The following is a 24,075-nucleotide window of genomic DNA, read 5'->3' on the forward strand; positions in this document are numbered from 1 at the left end:
ACACGAATACCGCGATTGATGACACGTTCATCGCGATGCACGACTTTTATATGACCTGCCCCCCGCGAAAACATGGCATTTACTCAGACAGCAGATGGCGCCGTTCGACGGTTCTCCCTCCTGGTCCTCCTTGCCCAGCCTTCTTACTCACTTCTTCCACAACAGGTAGACGATTGACGACGAAGAACGATCGACGACTTGGTAAGAACCATAAGTCAATCCAAGAGGTCGCATTCGGGACAGGAGAGGCAAACAAGTGGGCCGGGTGGCCCTTCAGTAGGGCCAAGCACCTTATTCTTTTGATTTTTTAATTTTGACTTATTGCGTGTTTGGGATATATCCCGTAACTGTTGATACGGAATCAGCCACATTTGACCAAAGATGAAATCGCCTCTTGAGTCAATCAAAAGTAGGGGATGATGATTCTTTTCGGAAAGCAGCTCTTACGTTACTGGTTCTGACGATGAGCACGGTAAGATTTGCTACTTGCTACAAAGCAATTAAACGAGCTCAAAAAAGAGACTACTCTGACCGGAACCCAGTGCATCTCTCGAGCCGGTTTTCCGCATGATATTAATTACGGAGGGTCTTCCCCTTGCCCCTAAAGATTCTGCACATACTGAGTCAGCGTCCAGACGCCACCGGCAGTGGTTTTTTCGTGCAGAACATGCTGCGGCTGAGTGCGGCGCAGGGGCATGAGAATTATCTGGTTTGCGGCGTTCCCGCCGGCGACATCCCGGTTCTCGATTGTATCGACAGGGACAGATGCCGCTTTGTGCTCTTTGATGGCCCTGATCTGGCCTTCCCCATACCCGGCATGAGCGACGTCATGCCTTACCCGAGCACGGTTTTCGGTAAGCTCACCGAAGAACAGCTCCTGGCCTACCAACAGGCTTTTACCGGGAAAATACTGCAGGCTGCCAGGGAATTTTCGCCGGACGTCATTCACAGCCACCATCTCTGGCTGGTGACGGCAATCACCCGTAGAATCCTGCCGGATATCCCTATGGTGACATCCTGCCACTCCACCGATCTTCGGCAGTTCATTGAATGTGAGCACCTGCGGCCGCAGGTTTATGAGGATTGCAGGAAGATTGAGAGGATTCTTGCGCTCAGCAAGGACCAGAGCCAGATGATACAGAGTCTGTATCAGGTTGACGATCACCGGATTGATATCGTCGGCGCTGGCTTCAATCAGGAGATATTCAACTGGGGACCGAAGGAAGCCCTGCCGATACAGCTGCTGTATGCCGGGAAACTGAGCTTTGCCAAAGGTGTTGATTGGTTATTGCGTGCCTGTCGGCAGGTGGCCGCGCTGCCGGTGCACTTGCACCTCGCTGGTTCGGGGGGGGGACATGAGGCCGAAGTCTGCCGGGCCCTTGCCGAAGAGTTGGCTATCCAGGTTACGTTTCACGGCAACCTGTCGCAGCCGCAGCTCGCAGCCCTGATGCGAAACGCCCATATCTTTATCCTGCCATCTTTTTACGAAGGCCTGCCCCTGGTGCTGCTCGAAGCCCTTGCGTCGGGCTGCCGGATCATCACCACCAAGTTGCCGGGCAGCCACGAACTGCTGAAAAATGTGCGGCCCGATCTGGTCCAGTTCGTCAACCTGCCCCCCCTGCAGACGGTGGATCGGCCGTCTCCCGAGCATTGGCACAGCCTCGAAGCACAACTTGCCGAGGCGATACGGCACATGGTCAATCTGGCACGGATCCCCCCAGCGCCCGCCGCATCCGAAGCTGGCGAGCTCAAGGCATTCCACACCTGGGAGATGGTCTTTTCAAGGGTGATGACAAACTATCGCCAGGCTCTCAGTGCTTGACGTTAATGGCAATGGCGGCGATATCGTCGTGGAGCTTGAAGCGCGGGTAAACACGGCAGAATGGGTCATCCTGCTGCAACGCCCGGACCTGGTCGCAAATCTCTTGCAGGCCGCCTCGTTGATAGCAGGCGACGAAGCGCGACCAGTCACTTTTCTCTTCCGGATTTTCTTTGGGAAGAAAGAGACCATCGGTGAAAAGCAGGATACTTGCCACACCATCAAGCGCCACACGGCCACAGTTAATAAAATCGAGGGCGGTCGACTCGCCGTTTAACACCCCGTACGCCCTGTTCATCTGCAACCGCACCTTTTTAATCTGCTCGGCCAACTCAGTACCAATGGTGAGGCCGGAAGACCACGGCAGATGCTTCCACTGCATGAGCGTCTCGAGGTCATGATCGGTGTCAGGCGTCAGAAGCCTATACTGTCCATCTTCCATGACTAGCAGAATGAGACTGTCGCCGATTTGGCAGTAATCGGCATAGTCCTCTGCAACGCACACCACGGCTGCGCTGGTCGACCAGAGGAGGTGCCGTTCACCCTCAGTAATGCCGTGTACACTGGCAGCAGCATTGATCTGGCGATTGGCGAGATCGGCTGAACGGCAGAGGTCGCTGCCGCCGGTCCGGAAAGCGTCCGCGGCTATCCGGGCAGCGAGAAGCCCGCCTGTGGTCCCCGGCGGGAGATGGTCTCTTCCCAGGCTGCTAGCGCCGTCAAACACGCCAAAAAGGTTGCCCTCGCACAGCAGCACATCCTCGTTAACCGCGCCACTGCCCTTTTGCAAAAGCGTTTCGGCGGGCCAGCTGAAATAATCGTCATAAGGGTACGGTACGCGGAGATCGGTAGCAGTGTACATCGAGGCTTTCCTTCGTTATTAGTGCGAGCACTATAAATCAACATCGAGCGTAGTGGCAAATCGATAGTTCCAATGTTTGGCGCAGGAGCTATCGACAATACAGATAACGAGCTTGTGGTGCTGAATATGACTACGATTGTTAACGACTGCCGGCAGGATGTTTGGGATGCGTACATCGACAACAATCCCGGCGGCCTGTTCTTTCATCGCTATGGTTGGGCAGAGGCCCTGGCTGTCACCTACGATCTGCCTGTTTTTCGTCTGGCGGCCAGAGACGGCGCCGGAAACATCATCGGTGCCCTTCCGCTTATCCTTTTTTCTCCACCTAATGCGGCAAAACGACTGATCTCTCTGCCATATACCGATGCAGCGGGTGTGGTTGCCGAGAATGGCGAGGCCGCCGGCCAACTTGTTTCCGCTGCCTTGCACATGGCCCGGGAGCTGGGTGCTTACCATCTGGAGATTCGCCAAGCCGGAAATCCGGAGCAAAGCACTTTTCCTGCCGGCAATGCACAGTGGCAAAACCATGTGGCCCATGCCTTTAAAACCGGCCTTTCCCGGGTGCTTCCCGCATCCCCCGGGGCACTGTGGCTTGATTTATCTTCCAAAGTGCGGAACCAGGTACGAAAAGCGCTGCGGGAAGGGTGCCGGGCAGAGATAGGCGGGCGTGAACTGTTGCCCGATTTCTTTGCGGTATTTTCCGAAAATATGCGCGACCTTGGTTCTCCGGTGCATGACCCAGCCCTCTTTCAGCATCTGGCCGACCATTTTCCCGGCAGCATGCAGGTAGTGGTGATATTTCGGGCCGCAGTCCCGGTTGCCGCAGCGATCCTTTTGCAGCATGGCGCAACATTCTTCAACCCCTGGGCCTCCTCGCTTAGGCGGGAAAGGCCGGCTTGCCCAAACATGCTGCTCTATTTCACGATGCTCGACTTTGCTGTTCAGATGCATTGCGAACGGTTCGATTTCGGCAGGTCGAGCCCGGATGCCCCGACCTGCCGCTTCAAGCTTCAATGGGGTGCGGTGATGGAGCCTCTGATCTGGCATGTCTATTCCCGGCCTGACTGCCACTGGCAGCCTGAAAGAGAAAGCCTCACCCAGGAAAACTGGAGGAGCGTCAGCCTCTCAGACTCCCTCAGAGAAGGACCGGCGCTCAGGCGCTGGATCAGCCTGTGAACGGCAGGCGGCTGGCACTTTGCGGCGCGGAGGTTTCGCTGCCTCAACCGATCTTCCTGGTCATTGAGGATGTCGGCTGGTGGCAGGGATACGACGGTTCGACGCAGAACGAACCCTTTCGCAACGGTTTTTGCCGCCGACACTGCCTGGACGACTATCGTGCCTTGACCAGGCTTGCCAAACGGCTTTCCATGCGGGTCGCCATAGGCTTGGTGCTGGGCGAGTGGGATCGCACGAACTTCCTGAAAGATGTGCCGGGTGCCACCTGGATGGGCAAAAGTTGGGACAACCGCATCAACCAGGGTTCCTGGCTCGCTGAAACTGCGCAGTATCTGAAGGACCATCGGCAGTTTATTGAGATCGCCCTGCACGGTATCTGTCACGAGTTTTGGCAGGACGGGCAGATGCTTCGCACGGAATTCCATGATGCAAGCGGGCAGATGCGCCCCGCTGCCCTGGTCCGCCACCATCTCGAGGCCTATGCTAACCTCCTGTCACAGAACGGGCTTGGGGACTATCCGCGGTTATTCATTCCACCTGCCCTCCACCACAGCTTCGGTAACGGACAGGCGTCAATGCAGGCGATCCTCGAATCGTTCGGCATCAATTTTGTCACGACGCGTTTCGGCAAGACCCGCTTCCATACCGAACCTCAGCACCCGCGCATCGCCTGGGAGTGCGGCGTTGGACTCATCGAGAGGGGACTTTCCCCGGCGAACTGGGATGTGGCAGCTGCGCCGCCACTTTTGGGCGATGACAATCCTATCCTCGCCCTCCATTGGGCCAACATCCTGCATCCCGATCCGGAGCACAACGATGAGATAGTGGACGCCTGGGCGGATATCCTGATCGAAAAGGGTGCCGGGCTCGATTTTATGCTGGCGGAAGAACTTGCCGCCTGCTGGAGTCAGGCGGCAGCGTATTACCTTGCTGATTTTAGGGAGGAGTCGAATAGCGTCGTCATTGATCTCGGGGCGGTACCGAAGCTCCCCTGCTTTACCGGCGTAATAGCTATAAAAATACGGGATGAAGAATCGAAAAGGTGGCATTTTCGAGGGGCAAAAGTTGTGGGTCAAACAACAGGAGATGATGCAGTAACAACCATTTCTTTGTTACCCGAGCCACGAAGTACAAAGATTGAAGTTTATTGTCTTGGGGACTAAGCCCGGGATCGACCCTCAAGCACAGCGCCTCTTTGGATCGTCTCATATCCTCTAGCAGGTCCTTCTCACATGTTCTTACCCACCACCAGACGACGACCAAATGCGGCGACACTCCACCACCACCACCACGACGAAGAACGATCGACGACGACGCGCGTCGTCACGCTTCCCCCCATGCTCGCCTCTTGACTTACGAAAAACTTACGAGTATCCTCGCTTTCCTGATCGGACTGGAAAAGGATGCGGTGGAGGTGGGAATGACGCCTAAACAGAAGAGGGTTCTTGATTTCATACTGTGCTTCGTCGAAGAGCACGGCTTTCAGCCTTCCCAGCTGGAGATCGCTCAGGGGTGCGGCTTCGAATCGCTCGGGACGGTGCAACATTACCTCCGCATCCTGGAACGGCACGGGCTCCTTGCACGACAGTCGAATGCGAAAAGGGGGCTGCAGTTGACGGGAAATCCCACACTCGCACAGGAAGGGGCTGTTCCCGTAGGGGCTTTCGCACAGGGGGGAAACGTAAGCTTCCTGGAACTGCCGCTGGTGGGGATCGTGGCGGCGGGTAAGCCGGTGCACGCTTTCGAACTGGCGGACGCCATAGAGGTCCCTTCGGCGATGGCGGGACCGGGTAACGTGGTGTACGAGGTGCGCGGGGATTCCATGGTGGAGATGGGGATCATGGACGGCGACTACGTGGCGGTGCACCCGCAGTCGGTCGCCGAGAACGGCCAGACGGTGATCGCAGAGGTGAACGGCTCGATCACCATCAAGAAGTACCAGCGCAAGGGGAACACGATACAACTCCTGCCGGCCAATGCGGCGATGAGCCCTATCGCGGTGACGGAGGAGGACGAGTTTCACATCAGGGGCATCCTGGTGGGCTCGATGAGGTTTTATCGCAAGTGGACCGGGAAATCCTCCACATAACGGTTCCGGCCTTCCCCATCGCGCTCGCAAGGGTGGTGCACGCGCACCTGCGCGGCCGTCCGGTGGCGGTGGCGCCGCTAAACTCGGAACGGGCGCTTTTGCAGTGCATCTCTGCCGAGGCGGAGGCGGAAGGGGTGCACGTGGGGACGCCGATCTACCACGCGCGCAGGTCCTGTCCCTCGCTCATCGTCATCGCCCCCGACCCGTACCTGATGGCAAAGGGGAGCCATGCTCTAACGGAGCTTTCCGCCGAGTTCACCCCGATCGTCGAGCCTGGTGCCGGACGCGTTTTCCTCGACGTGACCGCTTCGCGTCGGCTTTTCGGACCGGCACGCGACGTGGCGGCGCGCATGGAGAAGTCGATTTCCACAGGACTAGGCCTCGTGGCGATGGCCGGGGCGGGTGGCAATAAGCTCGTTTCGCGGGTGGCCGCGGATGTGATGCAGGAACCCGGCGTCTACGACGTCTTTCACGGCGCCGAGAAAAGCTTCCTCGCCCCCTTCCCGGTGTCGGTGCTTCCAGGCGTGGGGGAATCGCGACAGACACTTCTTTTCCGGGACCTGAACCTGCAGCGGGTCGAGCAGGTGGCGGCGTTGTCGGTGCCCCAGTTGCGGCTGGCCGTGGGAGCGTTCGCTCCGTTGTTGCACGACCGGGCCTGCGGCATCGACCGCTCTCCGGTTCAGCCGCCCAGGCTTTCAACGGAGATCATCGAGGAGGGGCTTCTCGACCAGGAGGAGAACGACGACGCGGTCCTGCTCTCGGAACTCTTGCGGCTCGTGGAGGGGTGCGGGCTGAGGCTCAGACAGCTCAACAAGGGGACGCGCAAGATCACGCTTTCGGTGATGTACGCGGACGGGGTGACGCAGCAGGGTAAGAAGATCCTTCACTCGGCCACCGCTCTCGACTTGGCGCTTATGACCGCGGCGGAGGAGCTTTTCTTCTCCACCTGTAAGAGGCGGCAGAGGGTGAAGGGGCTGCGTCTGTCCTGCGACCAGGTGGCCGGGGAGGCTGGGCAGATGGATCTCTTCGCGCCTGCGGCTGCCGAGGTGTCGAGAAGGGAGAGCGACCTGCAGGAGACGCTGGACCTCTTGCGGGAAAAGCACGGCAAGAACGCGGTGCGCTGGGGCAAGGGGCTCGCGGCGCACCGGGAAGTCACCGTCGCCAGCGAGGCGCCACCAGCCTGGGACCCGGAGCAGAACAGGTATATGACGGTGACTAAAAATTAAATCGAAGCAGGACCACGGAGAACACAGTGGTCCACGGAGGGCGCAGAGGACTACTTCACTTAGTGGTGCTTTTGGGCTTCTACGTAACGGCGCAGGACCTTATTTATCGCAGTCTGATACCCCTTTCCCTGGGACTTGAAAAAATCAAGCACGTCGGGATCAAGGCGCAAAGTTATCTGTTTCTTCTGCGCAGGCCAAACGACGGCGTCTTTGAAAAATGTCTCATTCAGCTCCGGCGACTCACTCAGGTCAATGTCCTCGTCGCGCATCGCATTTATCCGCGGCCAGTCAGTTTTTGATTCTTTTTTCATACAGCTTGCGCTCCTCTTTCGTTCCCTTCCGCATGGAAATGATGCGAACCACGTTTGTTCTCGGCTCAGTAAAAATGATGACGACCACCACGGTGCCATCCAGCATCCCGATGCCTTGCCACCGGTCCTCGCCGTAATCGACTCTTATATCGAGACGAGCGTAAAAAGGCAGAGAACCGAAAATGACACTCCTGGCATCGGCAAAATCGAAACCGTGCTTCCTGATGTTTGACTCGTTTTTCGCATCGTCCCATTCGAGGTTCATGCTGGGTGATTGTAGCTACAGATGTAGGACGTTGTCAAATTGGAAGAGATAAAATGGCTGAAACATGCCCTTCACGTGAGTTAACCTGATGTTCGTCCATCTCCACGTACACAGTTCCCTCTCCCCCGGTTGGGGTGTGCTCGCGCCGGAGGCGCTTTGCGCCGAGGCGGCGCGCCTTGGCTTCGATACCCTCGCCGTCACAGACAGAAACGGCCTCTACGGCGTGCCTCGTTTCCTTGACGCGGCACGGGAGGCGGGGATCGCTCCCATCATCGGCACGGAGGCGGTGACGCTAGATTCACGCGCAGTGCTGCTCGCCTCGGACGAAGAGGGGTACGCCAACATCTCGCGTCTTCTCTCCGACCTCCACTGCGAAAAGGGATTCGACCTCTGCCGGGCGCTCCTGCAATACCGGCGCGGGGTCATCGTCCTGAGCGACGACGCGCGCCTGCTCGCCGCACTCAAGGGGGCATACACCGAGCGGCTCTTCGCGGAGCTGTCGCCGGGGCACGACATGCACCGGGCGCTCGCACTGTCGCGGGATCTCGAGCTGCCGCCGGTGGCTACGGCACGGGCGCTTGTACGCTCGACACGGATCGAAGGGGAAAATAACGAACATTTCGGCAGGGACAAGGAATTTCTCAGAGCTGCCGACGCCCTCACCCCGCCCCTCTCCCACCTGCGGACCGAAGCCCTACGGTGGGCGAAGGCCCGGAGGGAGAGGGGGGATGGGCCGGACGACTTCCATCTGCACCGCGTGCTGCGGGCCATCCACCTCAATACGAAACTCTCCAGGCTCGCGCCGGACCGGACGGCTTCGGAGGCGGACGCCCTGTACGGCGCGACGCAGATGGCGGACTTCTTCCCGCACTGCCCGCAGGCGCTGGAAAACTCGGCACGCATCGCCGCCATGTGCCGCAGGGAGTGGGACTTCTCGACGACCATCTTCCCCGCCTTCCGGGAACTCAACAACGACGATGCCTTCGCGACCCTCAAGTCCCGCGCCCGCGCCGGCGCACTCTGGCGCTACGGCGCGATCGACGAAAAGGTGGAGGCCCGGCTCGACAAGGAACTCTCCATCATCCGGGACAAGGGGTTCGCGCACTACTTCCTCGTCGTCGAAGAGATCACCGGACAGTCGCAGCGCACCTGCGGACGCGGCAGCGCGGCGGCTTCGCTCGTCGCGTACTGCCTCGGCATCACCCACGTCGACCCGATCCGGCACAACCTCTTCTTCGAACGCTTCCTGAACGAGGGGCGCAGCGATCCCCCGGACATCGACGTCGACTTCCCGTGGGACGAGCGCGACGCGATCCTCGATTTCGCCTTCGCCCGTTACGGGGCACGGCGAGCGGCGATGGTGGCGAACCAGGTGGGTTTCAAGGGAAGATCGGCGCTGCGCGAGGTGGCGAAGGTCTACGGCCTGCCGGACTGCGAGATCAAGGAGATGACCGAGCGCGTCTCCGGCTTCTGGCGGCCGGAACAGACGGCGGCGGCCATGTCGGAGCACCCGCTCTTCCAGGGTGAGAGCCTATCTCCGGACTGGCTGGAGATCGTGGCGACGGCAAGGCGGCTGAACGGCCAGTTACGCCACCTTTCGCTGCACTGCGGCGGGCTCATCATCGTCCCGGATGAGATCCGCCGGTACGTCCCGGTGGAGATCTCGCACAAGGGGCTGCCGGTCATCCAGTGGGAGAAGGACCAGGCCGAGGACGCCGGGCTCGTAAAGATCGACATCCTGGGGAATCGTTCGCTCGCCGTGATCCGTGACGCGATGGCGGCGGTCAATGAGCAGACGGGAGTCGAGATAGACTACGCGAGCTGGCGGCCGCTCGAGGACGAGCGCACCCGGAGCCTCATGCGGCGCGGCCTCACCATCGGCTGCTTTTACCTGGAATCCCCCTCGGTGCGCCTGCTGCTGCGCAAGATATGGAGCTCCACGGCGCCGCCGGAGACCTTCGACGCCGACCTCTTCGAGGTGCTGGTGCAGGCGTCGTCCATCATAAGGCCCGCGGCGAACAGTTTCATCCAGGAGTACGTGGCGCGCATGCAGGGAAAAAAGTGGCAGCACCTGCACCCGCTGCTGGAGGGGGTTCTCGGGGAGACGCTCGGGATCGCCATCTACCAGGAGCAGATCACGCAGATCGCCATGGAGCTCGCCGGTTTTTCCGCCAGCGAAGGGGACCAACTGCGCAAGGTGATCACGAAGAAGCACAAGGAGAAGCGGCTCGCCGATTTCCGGGCCAAATTCGTCGCCGGGGGAACGGAGCGGGGCGTTTCCGCCACGGTCCTCGCGGCGATCTGGGAACAGATCCTCTCCTTTGCAGGCTACTCCTTCTGCAAGCCGCACTCGGCAAGCTACGCCCTTTTGAGCGCCAAGGCCGCCTACATGAAGGCGAACCATCCGGCCCAGTTCATGGCGGCGGTAATCTCCAACCAGGGGGGATACTACTCCCCGTTCGCCTACATCTCGGAGGGGCGCCGCCTGGGTCTCGCCATCCTGCCGCCGGACATCAACGAGAGCGAGTACCACTACCTGGGCAAGGAAAAGACGCTGCGCATCGGCCTCATGCAGATCGACGGGTTTACGCGGGAAGGGGCAAAGCGGCTCTTCGGGGAGAGGCAGGAGGGGGGACGCTACGCCTCCTTCGCCGATTTCCTGCGACGAAGCGGCGTGCAGCGTGCCGATGCCGAGCGGCTCGTAAAGGCGGGGTGCTTCGACGCGCTGGAAGGTCTGGAAAGGCGCCCCGCACTTCTCTGGGAGCTGCTCCATTTCCAGCAGCAGGACACGGCGCTTCTCTTCGAACAGAAGACGACACTCCCGAAGGCTCCTCCCTACGATGCGGATACGGTGCTGCGGCAGGAGGTGGAGGCGCTCGGCTTTCTCGCCTCCCGGCACCCCCTTTCCCTCTACAAGGCGCAGTGGCAGCGGCACCGCCCCATCAGGGCGGCGGAGCTCATCAAGCATTCGGGGAAATGGGTGACCATGGTGGGATGGTGGATCACGACAAAGATGGTGGAGGACAAGCACGGGCGTCCCATGGAGTTCGTCTCCTTCGAGGACGTCACCGCCATCTTCGACGCGACCTTCTTCCCCGACGTCTACGCCCGTTTTTGCCGCAAACTTTCGCAGCGGCGTCCGTATCTCCTGAAGGGGGTCGTGGAGGAGGAGTTCGGCGTGGCGACGCTAAGGGTGAAGTGGGTCGGTTTCCTGGAGGAAAACGGCTAGAGCGCGGCGGGCTGATCGCCGACGTCGATTCCCGCGGGGATGCCCCCTATGAGCGGCAGCAGGATCTTGAAGGTAGTCCCTTCGCCCGGCTTGCTGTCGATGACGAGATAGCCGTCGTGCTGCTTCACGATGCCGTACACGATGGCAAGCCCGAGCCCGCTCCCCTTCCCCACCTCCTTGGTGGTGAAGAAGGGTTCGAGCACGTGGGATTTCGTCACCTCGTCCATGCCGACCCCGGTGTCGGTCACCGTTATCACGGCGTACGACCCGATGACGCCGAAGCCGTGCTCGTACACCCATTCTTCCGTGATATCCATGGAGCCGGTGCTGATGGTGAGGGTTCCCCCCTCGGGCATGGCGTCGCGGGCGTTGTTGGCGAGATTGGTGAACAACTGGTCGATCTGGCTCGAGTCGGCAACCACCGGCAGCGTCGCGTCGCAGAGCTCGAAATTCATGCGGATCTTGTTGGTGACCAGGCGGCTTAACAGCTTGCGCACGTTTTCCACAACCTGGTTCAGGTTGACCGGCTCGGGATGGTTGACCTGTTTGCGGCTGAAGGCGAGGAGCCCCTGGGTGAGCGAGGCGGCCTTTTCCGCTGCGCTCATCACCTGTTCCAGGAAAGGCTGGACGTCATCGTCCTCAGCCAATTTCATCTGCGCCAGGGTGACAAACCCCATCATGCCGGTGAGCAGGTTGTTGAAGTCGTGGGCGATACCGCCGGCCAGCACCCCGACCGACTCCATCTTCTGTGACTGCCGGATCTGCTCCGCCATGCGTTGCTCGCGCTCCAGATAGATGGCGTTGCGAAGGCTCATGCCGATGACCGGGGCGATGCCGGTCAGAAGGCTCAGGTCACTGTGCGTGAGCGGGCGCTTCGAGGTGTTGTTGTCCACGGCAATGATTCCCAGCGACTCCCCTTCGCAGACGATGGGACAGCAGATGAAGGATTCCGCCTCCATCTCACGGGACAAGGCCACGCTCTGCTCTGAATGCAGGTGCTCCAATTCAGAGAAGTCACCGACGAACTTGCTTTCCTTATCCCTGAAGGAGGCCACGAAGACCCCTTGTGAGCCAGGAGAGGTGAGGTCGAAAGACTTGTTGAGGAGCGCCTCGAGCTGCTTGTCGCTATAGCCGAACCCAGTGCTGAACCTGAGGCGCGACTTGCGGTCGTCGGCCAGCATGATGACGCCACGGTCATAGCAAAGCCTTTTTTCGATGACCCCGATGACGTTACGCAGCACCTCGTCGGTGCGGGTCTGCCTGCTCAAGGCCTGGCCGACCTCGTTGACCATCCGGGCGTTGTTGTAGTTCATCCCGATCTGCTCGATGGCCCGCTCGGTCGATTCCTTCACGTTCGCCAGGGTAACCAGGATCTCCTGCTTCTCGAGCCGCTCCGCGACATATGAGGCGACGAGGGCTGAGATGGCGATCCCGGCCAGCACCTCGGGGAGGTGCCCGATCCCGAAGCTATGCTGCAGCAGCGCGTACACCGCGAGGCTGAGCGGAACCATGATGTTCCTCGCGCGGCGTATGGTCGCGAATCTCGTCTTCTTCCAGGTGACCACGTAACGGCAGCAGTTCCCCCCATTGAAGATACATTCCGGATGCTCGACCAGGGGAATGTCGTAGTCGAACATGGTGACGATCGCCTCGAAGAAACCGATGCGGTTTTCGCACTGGTACGGCTTCTCCTGGACCCCCTCGTACGGGGTGACCGTTATCTCCGCCTTGTTTTCCGCGATCCTGCGTCCGACGAAGCGGGAGGAACGGGTGAAGTGGCTCGCGCATTTACCCGCAGCGAGGAGCGTGTTGCCGGGGCCGATGAGCCCGAGGGTGTACTTGGCGCTCGCGCTGAGCGCCTCCTTTGAGGTCGCAAAGCGCCCGCCTTCCCTGGCGATGTCAGTACCGACCAGCTGCGTCATCCTGGCGTGGAAGCGGTCCACCTGGGTCTGGGTGAGCCAGTGTCCCTCATCACTCAGTTCGTATGCGGTGATGCCTGCATAGCACAGGATGTCGCGCACGTCGACGCTGGGGTACTTCTTCTTCAGCAGCGTCACGAAGATGCTGATGATCTTGCTGTTGTAGAGGGGCTGTTCGCTCATTGACTGCAAATACTCCTGGTCGGGCGAGTCCTATATCACATTTCCTTATAGGCCATTCTCGCTTCATCGGCCGAGACATCGAATCCTTAAGGATAAAGTGGGCTGGTCGATGCTAAAAGTCCCGCGGACGTTCATCTGTGAATTCCGGGGAGTCGGAAAAATTTCTCCACGAAGCGCAGCGGGTGCCCAAGCGCTCTCCCCTTTGCGAAGGTTCATCCGGGAATTCAGGGGACGGCAGAAAAGTGTTTTCACGAAGCGCCACAGTTGACCTCGCGCTCCCCCCTTTGCGAAGGGGGGACGGGGGGGATTTGCTCTTTGCTCTGCAGTCCCAGCCGCTCACATTCCAAGTAGTAGCTCTATTCGTAGACGGTACATTGACAGTTGCTCGGCACCTTGCGTCTGCCTGACTATGGCCGCTTCAACAGGTGCTTGCCTGGTCCAACCAAGGCAAATCCCCTCTGTCCCCCCTTCGCAAAGGGGGGAACGTTAGGGCATGCTCTCTGCTACGAACGAGTAACCCCAGTGGCTCCCCGGAATTTCCGGATGAAAAAAGGCCCGGCTCCCTTTGCGGGGGCCGGGCCTCATTGCCTTGGCTGTGCCTGAAGCTAGTCGACGGACTTCCTGAGGAAGGTCGGGATATCGTACTGGTCCTCGTCGTCCATCATGAAGGAGCGCTGCTGCCTCACGGTCTCGCGCTGATGCTTCTCACGGATGAAGGTCGGGATCTCGCGGTTGATCTCGGGCTGCGGCTTCACGAGCGAGCTCACGTTCTTCATCTCGTGGCGCCCCTTGTCGAGGTCGAAACGGTCGCCGAAACCGGTGGCGATCGCGGTGACCTTGATGGTCTCGCCCAGGGTCTCGTCGATGACAAGACCGACGATGATGTTGGCGTCCTCGTGCACCTTCTCGTGGATCACCTTGCTGGCCGCGTCGAACTCGTCCATGGTCATGGCGGAGGAGCCGGAGATGTTGACCAGGACGCCTTTAGCGCCGGAGATGTCGATGTCTTCAAGCAGGGGGCTGGAAATCGCCTTGAGGGCTGCGTCGACGGCACGGTTCTCGCCGTTGCCAAGGCCGATGCCCATCATGGCCATGCCGCGCTCGCTCATGATCGATTTCACGTCGGCGAAGTCGACGTTGATCAGACCGGACTGGGTGATCAGGTCGGAGATGCCCTGCACCGCCTGGCGCAGCACGTCGTCCGAGGGCTTGAAGGCGTCGAGGATGGACATGGACTTGCCGGCAAGGCCGAGGAGTCTGTCGTTGGGGATCACGATCAGGGAGTCGACGTGCTTCTTCAGTTCCTTGATGCCGTCCTCGCCCTTGGCGAGACGCTGACGCCCTTCGCGGGTGAACGGCTTGGTCACGACACCCACGGTGAGCGCGCCCTGCTCGCGAGCGATCTCGGCGATGATCGGGGCTGCGCCGGTGCCGGTGCCGCCGCCCATGCCCGCGGCGACGAAGATCATGTCCGCGCCTTTGAGGGCCTCGTTCACCTTCTCCTTGTCCTCGAGGGCGGCCTCGCGGCCGACGTTCGGGTTCGCCCCCGCCCCGAGTCCCTTGGTGAGCTGGGTGCCGATCTGTATCTTGACCGGCGCCTTGGACATCCTGAGCGCCTGGGCATCGGTATTGGCAACGATGAAGTCGACCCCGGTGACGCCCACTGCCATCATGGTGTTGACTGCGTTCCCGCCGGAACCACCAACGCCTATCACCTTTATCTTCGCACTCTGGTCGATGCTTTCATCGAACTGAAACATGAACTACCCCCCTTTATTAGCGCGCCCCCCGGCGGCGTTAAAATATTAGCCGGTTTTATACTACGTTTATGTAGAGAATGGAAGCCCAAAAGCACTACATATTGTGCTTTTTTAGAAGAATTCTCCGAACCAGTCCTTCATCCTGCGGCTCACCCTGCGGAAGACGGTCTCGTCGCTTTGCTGGGTCGGGAATTCGTGCACCCCGACGTTCTTCGAGCCGTAGACGACAAGGCCCACGCCGGTCGCGTAAACCGGTGAATTCACGACGTCTGTGAGCCCGCCGATCCGCTGCGGCAGGCCGCGGCGCACCGGGAGGTTGAAGATCTGCTCGGCCAACTCCGGCATCCCCTCGAGGATGGTGGAGCCGCCGGTGATGACGACGCCCGAGGCGATCATGTCCTCGAGGCCGCTCTTCACGATCTCGCGGTTCACCAGGGTGAAGATTTCCTCGACGCGGGGTTCGAGGATCTCGCACAGAAGCTGCCGGGAGAGGATGCGCGGTTTTCTGCCGCCGACACTCGGCACCTCGATGGTCTCGTCCTTGCCGACCATGGAGGAGAGGCAGCAGCCGTACTTCTGCTTGATGCGCTCGGCCTCGGCCATCGGGGTCCTGAGACCTACCGCGATGTCGTTGGTCAGGTGGTTGCCGCCAAGGGAGAGCACCGAGGTGTGCTTGATGGCGCCGTCCACGAAGATGGCGATGTCGGTGGTGCCGCCGCCGATGTCGACGAGAGCTACGCCGAGCTCCTTCTCGTCCGCGGAAAGGACCGCCTCGGAGGAGGAGAGCTGTTCGAGGACGATGTCGGCGACCTCGAGACCGGCGCGGTTACAGGACTTGACGATGTTCTGCGCGCTCGCCACGGCGCCGGTGACGATATGCACCTTCGCCTCGAGCCTGACGCCGCTCATCCCGAGCGGCTCGCGGATGCCGTCCTGGTCGTCGATGATGAATTCCTGGGGGAGGATGTGGATCACTTCGCGGTCCATCGGGATGGCGATCGCCTTGGCTGCCTCGATCACGCGCTTCACGTCCTCGGGAGAGACCTCGCGGTTCTTGATGGCGATGACACCCTGGGAGTTGAAACCCTTGATGTGCCCGCCGGCGATACCGGCGTAGACCGACTTGATCTCGCAACCCGCCATGAGCTCGGCCTCCTCGATCGCCTTCTTGATGGCGGAGACGGTGCTCTCGATGTTGATCACGACACCTTTTCTCAGCCCTTTGGAAGGACTGGTGCCGATACCGACGATGTCGATGCCGTCTTCGGTGACGTTGCCGACGATGGCGCAGATCTTGGTTGTGCCTATGTCGAGGCCTACGATCAGGTTATCCCTTCTTGTTGCAGACATGCTCCCCCCCTTTTCCTACACTTTTTTAACTATGATTTTGTCGATGTAATCGAGGTCTATGTAATCCAAAGCCTGCATCTGCGTTTTCAGGTCGCCGTAGATGCGGGACAGGCGCGCCAGCTTGTCGCCGAACTCACCGTTGCCGAGCTTCACAGGGATCCCCCCCTGCATGGTGAAGAGGGTGAATCCGTACCCCCTGCTGTAGTGGATCTCGGAGATGTCGGCGAGGCTGAAGACGCTGCCGGACTTGAGCGTGCCGATGAGCTGCAGCGCGCTCTTGAGCGCCTCCTGGGTCCCTTTCGGGTCCTGAGCCAGCTCTTCCTCGGTGATCCCGGTTATGAGCGGGTAATCGAGCCGGTCGCCCTCGGTCAGCGATTTGAAGAGAACGCCCTTGTCGTCAAGGTAGTAGAGACAGCCGACGTTGGCTACCGCGACCGGCGTTCTCTCGGCAACGGTGATGGAGAGGGTGTGCGGGAAGTAACGGCGCACCTGGATCTGTTCCAGCCAGGGGTTCTTCCCGAGGCGGGCCATGACGGCCTTCAGGTCGAGCCCGAGCATCGAGTCGCCCGGGCGGACCCCGGCCAACGTGATTAGCTCGTCCCGGCTCACCTTTTTAAGCTGTGAGACCTCGATCGTTTCGAGACGCAGGAGCGTGGTGCGGGATACCACCCCGTAGGCCTTCCAGCCACCGAACCCGACGATAGCGCAGACGGCCGTGGCGCCGATCCCCCTGGAGAGCCATTTGAGGATGGGAGTCCAGTTGATCGGTTTGCGCTGCTTGGGCGGCTTCTTGACCCTGTTGTTGGGTATCCGCTGTTTTTTGGTGTGAAGATCGCGCATGGCAATTACCGTTCGAATTTAATTTCAATACACTGCATGACAACGGCTTTAAGCTTACGGGACTGAATCTCAATCCCAATCTTTCCGTCTAAATCTTGAGCGACGCGGCGAGAAGGATGCGCGTCACCAACTGGTCAAAATCAATCCCGGAGCCGCGGGCGATCTCCGGCAAGAGGCTCAGATCGGTCATCCCCGGCAGGGTGTTGACCTCGAGGAGGTAGCACTCGCCCTTCTCGTTCACCAGGAAGTCGACGCGGCTGTAGCAGTCGCACCCGAGAGCGGCGTGCGCCTTCTCGCCTTCCTTTAAAACCGCCTGGTAGACGCTCTCCGGCAGGCGGGCGGGGAGGATGTGTTCGGCGCCGCCGTCGGTGTACTTGGCCTCGTAGTCGTAGAACTCGTTTTTCGGGACGATCTCGATGGCGCCCATGGCACGGCCGTCCAGGATGCCGACCTGGACCTCTTTGCCGCTTATGAACGCTTCGATCAGGATCTCTGCGTCGTAGCGGAAGGCCTCTTCCAGCGCCTTCTCCATCTGCCCGGGCTCTTTCACGATGCTGACGCCGACCGACGACCCCTCCTTGGAGGGCTTCACCACGACCGGAAGCGGGTTCTCGAGCTTCAGTTCCTCGCCGCGGCGCAGCACCTGGTAGGGTGCAAGCTTGAGCCCCGCCGCTGCGAACATCACCTTGGCCGCGACCTTGTCGATGGCCAGCGCCGAGGCGAGCACGCCGGAGCCCGTGTAGGGAACGCCCATGAGTTCGAGGAGCCCCTGGACCGAGCCGTCCTCTCCGAAGCGGCCATGCAGGGCGATGAAGGCACGCTCCACCTTCTCCTCTACAAGGCGCTGGGCGAGGTCGCGCCCGACGTCGATGCCGACGGCGTCGTACCCCTGACGTTGCAGGGATGCGAGCACGGCCTTGCCGCTATTGAGGGACACCTCGCGCTCGGCGGAAAGCCCCCCCAGCAGCACGGCGATCTTCTTGGTTTTCAGCTCATCTATGGTCATGCTCTGATTCCTTTTTCCTATTCGCTACCCTTCGCCGACGATCCTCACTTCTTCTTCCAGTTCGACGCCGCTCTCCTCTTTGACCCGGAGCTTTATGAAAGCGGCCAGGGTGAGAAAGTCGGCGGCCCGGGCGTCGCCGCGGTTCACCAGGAAGTTCGTGTGCACCTCGGAGACCTGCGCTCCGCCTACCGTCTTGCCGCGCAGCCCCGCCTGGTCGATGAGGCGCCAGGCGTTTTCGCCGGGAGGGTTCTTGAAGAAGGAGCCCGCGTTGGGAAAGCCGACTCGCTGCCCGCCGCGCTTGGCGATGTACTCCTGCATGCGCGCCTCGATCAGACGGCGCTCTTCCGGCTCCAGCCTGAGCCTCGCCCCGAGGACGATCTCACCCGGCTCAAGCTTCAGGTAGCGGTAGCCGTACTCCGCCTCGGTCCCTTTTCTCACCAGGACCTCGCCGCCGCGCATCGTGGTCAGCGACTCGACCCGTAAAAAGGTCTCGCTGCCGTTTGCACCGGCGTTCATGGTGAGCGCACCGCCGAAACTCCCGGGGATGCCGCAGAGAAACTCGATGCCTCCCAGGCAGTTTTCCGCGGCGAAGCGGGTAAGGGCCTGGTTGGTGACGCCTGCACCCACATCGAGTCGGGCTCCGGGCATCTGGTCCATGGTGTCGAGGCGTTTCAGGGAGATCACGCACCCCCTTATGCCGCCGTCTCGCACGAGCAGGTTGTAACCGCCGCCAACCACCATGGAGGGGATCCCACCTTCCAGGAGCGCCTCCACTGCCGCTTTCAGGTCATCCTGATCGGCGGGTTCGAGGAAGAGGTCGGCCGGCCCGCCCACCCTGAGCGAGCTGTGCCGGGACATCGGCTCGTCCCACAGGACGCTGCCGCGGACCCTTTCCGCCACCCGCTCCAGATCGGCGCGCGACCAGGTCACTTGTCCCCCGTTGCCTTCAGACGCTCCAGCATCGCCTCACCGATCTGCCAGACGCTGCCGGCGCCAAGCGTGAGCAGGATGTCGCCCGGTGCGAGGACGCCTTCCAGGTGCGTGCAGAGTTTGTCGCGGTCCGAGATCCAGGTGACATCTTTCTGGCCGTGGCGCCTCACGCGCGCGGCAAGCGCCTCGGCGGTCACCCCTTCGATCGGGGCCTCGCCGGCCGCGTAGATGTCGGTGAGGATCAGGACGTCGGCATCGTGGAACGCCTTGACGAAGTCCTCGAAGAGCTCTTTGGTGCGCGAGTAGCGGTGCGGCTGGAACACGACCACCAGGCGGTTCTCCGCGAAGCCGGCCTTGGCTGCGGCGAGCGTCGCCCGGATCTCGGTTGGGTGATGGCCGTAGTCGTCGACCACCTTGATTGAGTTCACCTCGCCCTTGAGCGAGAAGCGGCGCCCGACCCCTCCGAAGGCCTTGAACCCTTCCTGGATGGTTTCGAACGGGATGTCGAGTTCCATGGCGACCGCGATGGATGCGAGCGCGTTCAGCACGTTGTGCGCGCCGGGCATCGAGTAGGTGATCTCCCCGAGCCTCACCCCCTTGTGGTGCGCCACGAAACTCGTGGAGAACCCGGAGAGGCGCACGTCGGTGGCGCGAAAATCGGCCTGGGCCGACAGGCCGTAGCTCGTGAAGCGTTTCTTCACGCGCGGCAGGACGTCGGCGATGTTGCCGTTATCGAGGCAGAGGACCGCGAGCCCGTAGAAGGGGATCTTGTTGATGAACTCTACGAAGGTGTCCTTGATCTCCTCGATGCCGCTGTAGAAGTCGAGGTGATCGGCGTCGATGTTGGTGACGACGGCGATGGTCGGAGAGAGGAGCAGGAAGGAGCCGTCGGACTCGTCTGCCTCGGCGACGAGGAACTGTCCCTGCCCCAGGCGCGCGTTGCTACCGAGCGAGTTGAGCCTGCCGCCGATCACCATGGTCGGGTCGATCCCCCCCTTGGCAAGGAGGGTCGCCACCATCGAGGTGGTGGTGGTCTTGCCGTGGGTGCCAGCCACTGCGACGCCGTACTTCATGCGCATCAGTTCCGCAAGCATCTCCGCGCGGGGGATGACCGGGATCAGTTTGAGGTGCGCCTCGATAACCTCGGGGTTGTCCTCGTGCACCGCGCTCGAGATGACCACGACGTCCGCCTGGGCTACGTTCTCGGCCGCGTGACCGATGAAGATCTCGCCGCCAAGGCTCTCAAGGCGCTGTGTCGTGTCCGAGCTTCTCAGGTCGGAGCCGGAGACCTTGTAACCCAGGTTCAAGAGCACCTCGGCGATGCCGCTCATGCCGATGCCGCCGATGCCGACGAAATGTATCCTCTCTATCTTTCCGTACACTTTCACTCCTAAAGGCGTTCAACGTTCAGCGTTCAACGTTCGCCTTACTCATTTGCTTCGTTCGGCCGCTTACTGACGGCCTGTTCTTCACGTGGTCATTCAAAGTGATGCCGCTTCGGCGTCGCCTGCCAGAGGGACATCCCGTCTCGAACGTTGAACGCAGAACGTTGAACGGCTTCTAGCCTTTCCCCGTCATGGCCGCGACGATCGCCTGGGCGGCGTCCAGCTGTGCCAGGAAGCGGGCGTTTTTCTCCAACTCGGCCACCTTTTCCGGGTGCTCCATAAGATCACTTATCTCGGCCGCGAGCCGCTCGCCGGAAAGATCCTCCTCGAGGACCATGCGCGCGGCGCCTTTGTGCACCAACGACTCGGCGTTCTTCCTCTGGTGGTCGTCGGCTGCGTACGGATACGGGATGAAGACGCACCCCTTGCCGCAGGCGGTCACCTCGGCGATGGTGGTGGCCCCGGCCCGACAGATGACCAGGTCGGCGGCCCCGTAGGCCGCGGACATGTTGTCGATGAAGGAGAGGACCTGCGCCTGGACGCCCTGCCCCTGATACCCCTCGCGCACCCGCGCTACGTCCTTGTCGCCGGTCTGGTGCGTGATGCGCAGCTTGTGCTTCACCGACTCGAGGAAGGGAAGCGCCTCCAGCATGGCGCTGTTGATCCGCTGCGCTCCGGCGCTACCGCCGAAAACGAGGATCCTGAACGCGTCGCCGGCCTCGCGCTCCCGCTGCTCCTGAAAGCCCCAGAGGATCTCCTTGCGGATCGGGTTGCCGGTCATCTGGGTTATCCCCTTCGGGAAGAACGCGGCCGCCTCCTCCATGGAGATGAAGATACCGTCCACGATGCGGCTCAGAACCTTGTTGGTGAGCCCCGGAAACGCGTTTTGCTCGTGGATGAAACGCCGGATCCCCATCCCCTTCGCGGCGAGAAGGATCGGGGCCGACGCGTACCCTCCCACCCCAAGCACCATGTCGGGACGGAACTCCTTCAGGATCTTTCTGGACTGCGAGTAGCCGTAAAGCAGGCGCCCGGCGCTCATGAGCTTCTTGACGGTCCCCATCCCCTTCATGCCGCTTGCGGAGATGAGCTCCAGTTTGTAGCCGAGCTTCGGCAGAAGGCGCGCCTCGATGCCGCGCTCGGTGCCGACGAAGAGAACCTCGTTCTCCGGGCTGCGGGAGAGGAATTCCTCGGCCACCGCTATCCCCGGGAAAAGATGCCCCCCGGTGCCGCCTCCTGCGATGATCAGCCTCATACCGCCCCCCTGGTCCTGGTGGAAACGTTAAGGAGCACGCCGACCGCGCAGAGCGTGATGATCAGCGAACTGCCGCCGTAACTTAAAAACGGCAGCGCGATCCCCTTGGTCGGGAGAAGGCCGGTGACGACTGCCATGTTGATGAACGCCTCGAGTCCCAAAAGCACCGAGATGCCGAAGGCGAGGAAACGCCCGAAGCTGTCTTCGGCGGCGATGGCGACACGGATGCTTCTTTGCACAAGCAAAAGGAACATCGACGCGATCACGATCACGCCGATGAACCCCATTTCCTCGCCGAGCACGGAGAGGATGAAGTCGGTGTGCGCCTCGGGAAGGTAGAAGAGTTTCTGTTTTCCTTCGCCTAGTCCCTGCCCGAAGAAGCCGCCGGTGCCGAGGGCGAGCCAGCTCTGGATGATCTGGAAGCCGGCGTCGGTCGGATCCTGCCATGGATCGAGAAAGGCGGTGATGCGCCGCATCCGGTACGCCTTGGTGAAGACGAGGTAGCAGACGCCGGGAAGTGCTACGAGCCCCATCCCGAGGATGTACTGCACCTTGGTTCCCGCGGCGAAGAGCATCATGATGGCGACCGCGAACATGGTGAGCGCGGCACCCATGTCGTGCTGCGCGAGCAGGACCACGATGAACATCCCCAGGATCAGCATGTAGGGAAGAAAACCGGTGGTGAACTGCTTTAGCTTGTCCTGGCGCTTCTCCAGCGAGTAGGCCATGTACATGATGAGCGCCACCTTGGCGAGCTCCGAGGGCTGGAAGTTGAAGCCCGGAAGCCGGATCCAGCGCGACGCCCCCTTGGCGGTGCCGCCGATACCCGGCACGAAAACCAGAAGTAGTAGCACGAAGGTGCCGAGAAAGAGCGGCACGGCGTACTTCTTCCAGACGTGGTAGTCGACGTGCATGGCAAGCCCCATGCCGATGAAACCGATCAGCGCGTAGAGGGACTGCCGTTTGAGGAAGAAGAAGCCGTCGTGAAACCTCTTGGCTGCCATCACGGAAGACGCGGAGTAGACCATGACCACACCGAAACAGGTGAGGATCACCGCCATCATAAGCACGATGATGTCGTACCCCTCCAGCCGCTTCACGCCCCGGTCTCCTCCTTTTTAGCCGCGCGTACCGCAGCCTTGAAGCAGTTGGCGCGCTCCTCGTAATTCTTGAACATGTCGAAACTGGAACAGGCAGGCGAGAAGAGCACCACGCCACCGGGCTCGGTCAGCCTGTGCGCCATGTCCACCGCTTCCTCCAGGGTCTCGGCGAAACGGGTGTCGGTCAGGTGGCCGAGTGCTTCCTTCATGCGCTCCTTCGCCTCGCCGATCAGCACCAGGTGGCTGACCCGCTCCGAGACGAGTTTCGCGAGCGGCTCGTAGGAGCCCCCCTTGTCCTTGCCGCCGGCGATCAGGGTGATGCCGGAGTCAAAGCTCTCAAGCGATTTCACCACGCTCCCGACGTTGGTCCCCTTGCTGTCCTCGTAGTAGGCGACGCCGTTCACTTCCTCGACGAACTCCATGCGGTGCGGCAGCCCCTTGAAGTTCTTCACGGTCTGGTAGGCGCACTCGCCGTCGCAGCACATGAGGAGCGTGGAGGCCATGGCCGCCATGATGTTGTCGAGGTTGTGCACGCCCTTCAGCCGGAACCCTTCGGTACCGAAGCGGAGCACCTTGCCGTTGTGGGCGAAGGTGATGAAGCCGTCGCGGTAGCTGATACCTTCCTCGAGCTCATGGAAGCGGCTCATCGGGAAGAGTTTCGCCTTCAGTTTCCCTGCGCATGCCGCGACCAGCGGGTCGTCGATGTTCAGGACGGCATAGTCGTCGGCACCCTGGTTCTCGAAGATGCGCAGTTTCGCGTCGATGTACTCCTGAAAGCTGTGGTAGCGGTCCAGGTGGTCTTCGGTCAGGTTCAAAAGGACGGCCACATGCGGGCGGAAGCTCTCGATCCCTTCGAGCTGGAAGGAGGAGAGTTCGACCACGACGCGCTCGACCTCGGCGCCGCTCATGGCGAGCTCGATGAGCGGATTGCCGATGTTACCGCCGACGAAGGTGTCGAAGCCGCACCCCTTGAAGATCTCGCCGGTCAGCGTGGTCGTGGTGGTCTTGCCGTTGGTCCCGGTGATGGCGACCATCGGGGCCTTGATGAACCAGGAGGCGAGCTCCACCTCGGAGACCACGCGGCGCCTCTGGGCCCGCGCCATCTCGAGCGGCTTGATGTCCATCGGGACGCCGGGGGAAACGACAACCAGGTCGGCCATGAGGAAGCTGTAGGGAACGTGACGCCCAAGCTCCAGGCAGAGATCGAGGTCGGCTAGTTCGGCGAGGACGTCTTTTAAAGCCTCGTCGTCGCGCATGTCGGTGATGGTCACCTGCGCCCCCGCCTCGGCCAGGAAGCGCGTCACGGCGACGCCGGTCTTCGCGAGACCTACCACCAGTATTTTCTTGTCCTTTAAATCCATATGACCTTCTTT

Annotated in this window: 19 protein-coding genes; 6 read left to right on the forward strand and 13 right to left on the reverse strand. The window is 61.0% G+C overall.

The features are described 5' to 3' along the window. Positions 1-595 precede the first annotated feature (595 nt). A complete protein-coding gene (locus E4633_RS01330; protein WP_135868476.1) occupies positions 596-1,822 on the forward strand; it encodes a glycosyltransferase family 4 protein in 1,227 nt (408 codons plus the stop codon). Here E4633_RS01330 and E4633_RS01335 read toward each other — a convergent pair. Continuing rightward, positions 1,812-2,678, reverse strand: a complete 867-nt coding sequence (locus tag E4633_RS01335) for a protein phosphatase 2C domain-containing protein (protein WP_135868477.1) — start codon at positions 2,676-2,678, stop codon at positions 1,812-1,814. The genes E4633_RS01330 and E4633_RS01335 overlap by 11 nt on opposite strands. Positions 2,679-2,750: 72 nt before the next feature. Between E4633_RS01335 and E4633_RS01340 the strand changes: the two genes are divergently transcribed. The 4 genes from E4633_RS01340 (at position 2,751) to E4633_RS01355 (ending at position 7,169) form a co-directional block, all read left to right on the forward strand. Further along, positions 2,751-3,854: a GNAT family N-acetyltransferase gene (locus tag E4633_RS01340; protein WP_135868478.1), complete on the forward strand. Its 1,104-nt coding sequence runs from the start codon at positions 2,751-2,753 to the stop codon at positions 3,852-3,854. Next, positions 3,851-5,017, forward strand: a complete 1,167-nt coding sequence (locus tag E4633_RS01345; protein ID WP_135868479.1) for a hypothetical protein — start codon at positions 3,851-3,853, stop codon at positions 5,015-5,017. Before E4633_RS01340 ends, E4633_RS01345 begins: the two co-directional genes overlap by 4 nt. Before the next feature lie 257 nt (positions 5,018-5,274). Next, positions 5,275-5,943: a transcriptional repressor LexA gene (gene lexA, locus E4633_RS01350; RefSeq protein ID WP_135868480.1), complete on the forward strand. Its 669-nt coding sequence runs from the start codon at positions 5,275-5,277 to the stop codon at positions 5,941-5,943. Then, the gene (locus E4633_RS01355) at positions 5,919-7,169 is read left to right on the forward strand and encodes a DNA polymerase Y family protein (RefSeq protein ID WP_135868481.1); all 1,251 of its coding nucleotides are present in this window, start codon (positions 5,919-5,921) and stop codon (positions 7,167-7,169) included. Before lexA ends, E4633_RS01355 begins: the two co-directional genes overlap by 25 nt. A 59-nt stretch (positions 7,170-7,228) precedes the next feature. Here the strand turns inward: E4633_RS01355 and E4633_RS01360 are convergent, their stop codons facing one another. Both E4633_RS01360 and E4633_RS01365 read right to left on the reverse strand, forming a co-directional pair. Beyond that, entirely contained in the window at positions 7,229-7,480 is a 252-nt protein-coding gene (locus E4633_RS01360) for a BrnA antitoxin family protein (protein ID WP_135868482.1), read from the reverse strand. Beyond that, a complete protein-coding gene (locus tag E4633_RS01365; protein WP_135868483.1) occupies positions 7,458-7,745 on the reverse strand; it encodes a BrnT family toxin in 288 nt (95 codons plus the stop codon). Before E4633_RS01365 ends, E4633_RS01360 begins: the two co-directional genes overlap by 23 nt. A gap of 88 nt (positions 7,746-7,833) precedes the next feature. On the opposite strand from E4633_RS01365, the gene E4633_RS01370 reads away from it, so the two are divergent. Then, positions 7,834-10,974: a DNA polymerase III subunit alpha gene (locus E4633_RS01370; protein ID WP_135868484.1), complete on the forward strand. Its 3,141-nt coding sequence runs from the start codon at positions 7,834-7,836 to the stop codon at positions 10,972-10,974. Here E4633_RS01370 and E4633_RS01375 read toward each other — a convergent pair. The 10 genes from E4633_RS01375 to murD form a co-directional block, all read right to left on the reverse strand. After that, positions 10,971-13,076 (reverse strand): sensor histidine kinase, encoded by a 2,106-nt coding sequence (locus E4633_RS01375; protein WP_135868485.1) that lies wholly within the window; start codon positions 13,074-13,076, stop codon positions 10,971-10,973. The two genes, E4633_RS01370 and E4633_RS01375, sit on opposite strands and share 4 nt — an antisense overlap. A 605-nt stretch (positions 13,077-13,681) precedes the next feature. After that, the gene (ftsZ, locus tag E4633_RS01380; RefSeq protein WP_135868486.1) at positions 13,682-14,836 is read right to left on the reverse strand and encodes a cell division protein FtsZ; all 1,155 of its coding nucleotides are present in this window, start codon (positions 14,834-14,836) and stop codon (positions 13,682-13,684) included. Between the two features lie 111 nt (positions 14,837-14,947). Beyond that, on the reverse strand, positions 14,948-16,186 hold the full coding sequence (ftsA, locus tag E4633_RS01385) for a cell division protein FtsA (RefSeq protein WP_135868487.1): 1,239 nt from the start codon (positions 16,184-16,186) through the stop codon (positions 14,948-14,950). Between the two features lie 15 nt (positions 16,187-16,201). Further along, on the reverse strand, positions 16,202-17,026 hold the full coding sequence (locus E4633_RS01390; protein ID WP_135868488.1) for a cell division protein FtsQ/DivIB: 825 nt from the start codon (positions 17,024-17,026) through the stop codon (positions 16,202-16,204). A gap of 88 nt (positions 17,027-17,114) precedes the next feature. Further along, on the reverse strand, positions 17,115-18,032 hold the full coding sequence (locus E4633_RS01395; protein WP_135868489.1) for a D-alanine--D-alanine ligase: 918 nt from the start codon (positions 18,030-18,032) through the stop codon (positions 17,115-17,117). Between the two features lie 24 nt (positions 18,033-18,056). After that, complete coding sequence (gene murB / locus E4633_RS01400; protein WP_135868490.1) at positions 18,057-18,962, reverse strand: UDP-N-acetylmuramate dehydrogenase; 906 nt, start codon at positions 18,960-18,962, stop codon at positions 18,057-18,059. Continuing rightward, positions 18,959-20,344 (reverse strand): UDP-N-acetylmuramate--L-alanine ligase, encoded by a 1,386-nt coding sequence (gene murC, locus E4633_RS01405; protein ID WP_135868491.1) that lies wholly within the window; start codon positions 20,342-20,344, stop codon positions 18,959-18,961. The genes murB and murC overlap by 4 nt, the downstream gene beginning before the upstream one ends. 178 nt (positions 20,345-20,522) lie before the next feature. Continuing rightward, positions 20,523-21,602, reverse strand: a complete 1,080-nt coding sequence (gene murG / locus E4633_RS01410; RefSeq protein ID WP_135868492.1) for an undecaprenyldiphospho-muramoylpentapeptide beta-N-acetylglucosaminyltransferase — start codon at positions 21,600-21,602, stop codon at positions 20,523-20,525. Then, positions 21,599-22,666, reverse strand: a complete 1,068-nt coding sequence (gene ftsW / locus E4633_RS01415; protein WP_198419399.1) for a putative lipid II flippase FtsW — start codon at positions 22,664-22,666, stop codon at positions 21,599-21,601. Before ftsW ends, murG begins: the two co-directional genes overlap by 4 nt. A gap of 32 nt (positions 22,667-22,698) precedes the next feature. Further along, positions 22,699-24,063 (reverse strand): UDP-N-acetylmuramoyl-L-alanine--D-glutamate ligase, encoded by a 1,365-nt coding sequence (gene murD / locus E4633_RS01420; protein WP_135868494.1) that lies wholly within the window; start codon positions 24,061-24,063, stop codon positions 22,699-22,701. Between the last annotated feature and the right edge of the window lie 12 nt (positions 24,064-24,075).

Source organism: Geomonas terrae (assembly GCF_004791675.1).
GTDB lineage: Bacteria > Desulfobacterota > Desulfuromonadia > Geobacterales > Geobacteraceae > Geomonas > Geomonas edaphica.

What these genes read in the sequence shown, in the direction of transcription:
- E4633_RS01335 (WP_135868477.1), bottom strand. Translation starts at nt 2,678, where the DNA reads ATGTACACTGCTACCGATCTCCGCGTACCGTACCCTTATGACGATTAT.
- E4633_RS01340 (WP_135868478.1), top strand. Translation starts at nt 2,751, where the DNA reads ATGTTTGGCGCAGGAGCTATCGACAATACAGATAACGAGCTTGTGGTG.
- lexA (WP_135868480.1), top strand. Translation starts at nt 5,275, where the DNA reads ATGACGCCTAAACAGAAGAGGGTTCTTGATTTCATACTGTGCTTCGTC.
- E4633_RS01360 (WP_135868482.1), bottom strand. Translation starts at nt 7,480, where the DNA reads ATGAAAAAAGAATCAAAAACTGACTGGCCGCGGATAAATGCGATGCGC.
- E4633_RS01365 (WP_135868483.1), bottom strand. Translation starts at nt 7,745, where the DNA reads ATGAACCTCGAATGGGACGATGCGAAAAACGAGTCAAACATCAGGAAG.
- E4633_RS01370 (WP_135868484.1), top strand. Translation starts at nt 7,834, where the DNA reads ATGTTCGTCCATCTCCACGTACACAGTTCCCTCTCCCCCGGTTGGGGT.
- E4633_RS01375 (WP_135868485.1), bottom strand. Translation starts at nt 13,076, where the DNA reads ATGAGCGAACAGCCCCTCTACAACAGCAAGATCATCAGCATCTTCGTG.
- ftsZ (WP_135868486.1), bottom strand. Translation starts at nt 14,836, where the DNA reads ATGTTTCAGTTCGATGAAAGCATCGACCAGAGTGCGAAGATAAAGGTG.
- ftsA (WP_135868487.1), bottom strand. Translation starts at nt 16,186, where the DNA reads ATGTCTGCAACAAGAAGGGATAACCTGATCGTAGGCCTCGACATAGGC.
- E4633_RS01390 (WP_135868488.1), bottom strand. Translation starts at nt 17,026, where the DNA reads ATGCGCGATCTTCACACCAAAAAACAGCGGATACCCAACAACAGGGTC.
- E4633_RS01395 (WP_135868489.1), bottom strand. Translation starts at nt 18,032, where the DNA reads ATGACCATAGATGAGCTGAAAACCAAGAAGATCGCCGTGCTGCTGGGG.
- murG (WP_135868492.1), bottom strand. Translation starts at nt 21,602, where the DNA reads ATGAGGCTGATCATCGCAGGAGGCGGCACCGGGGGGCATCTTTTCCCG.
- ftsW (WP_198419399.1), bottom strand. Translation starts at nt 22,666, where the DNA reads ATGATGGCGGTGATCCTCACCTGTTTCGGTGTGGTCATGGTCTACTCC.
- murD (WP_135868494.1), bottom strand. Translation starts at nt 24,063, where the DNA reads ATGGATTTAAAGGACAAGAAAATACTGGTGGTAGGTCTCGCGAAGACC.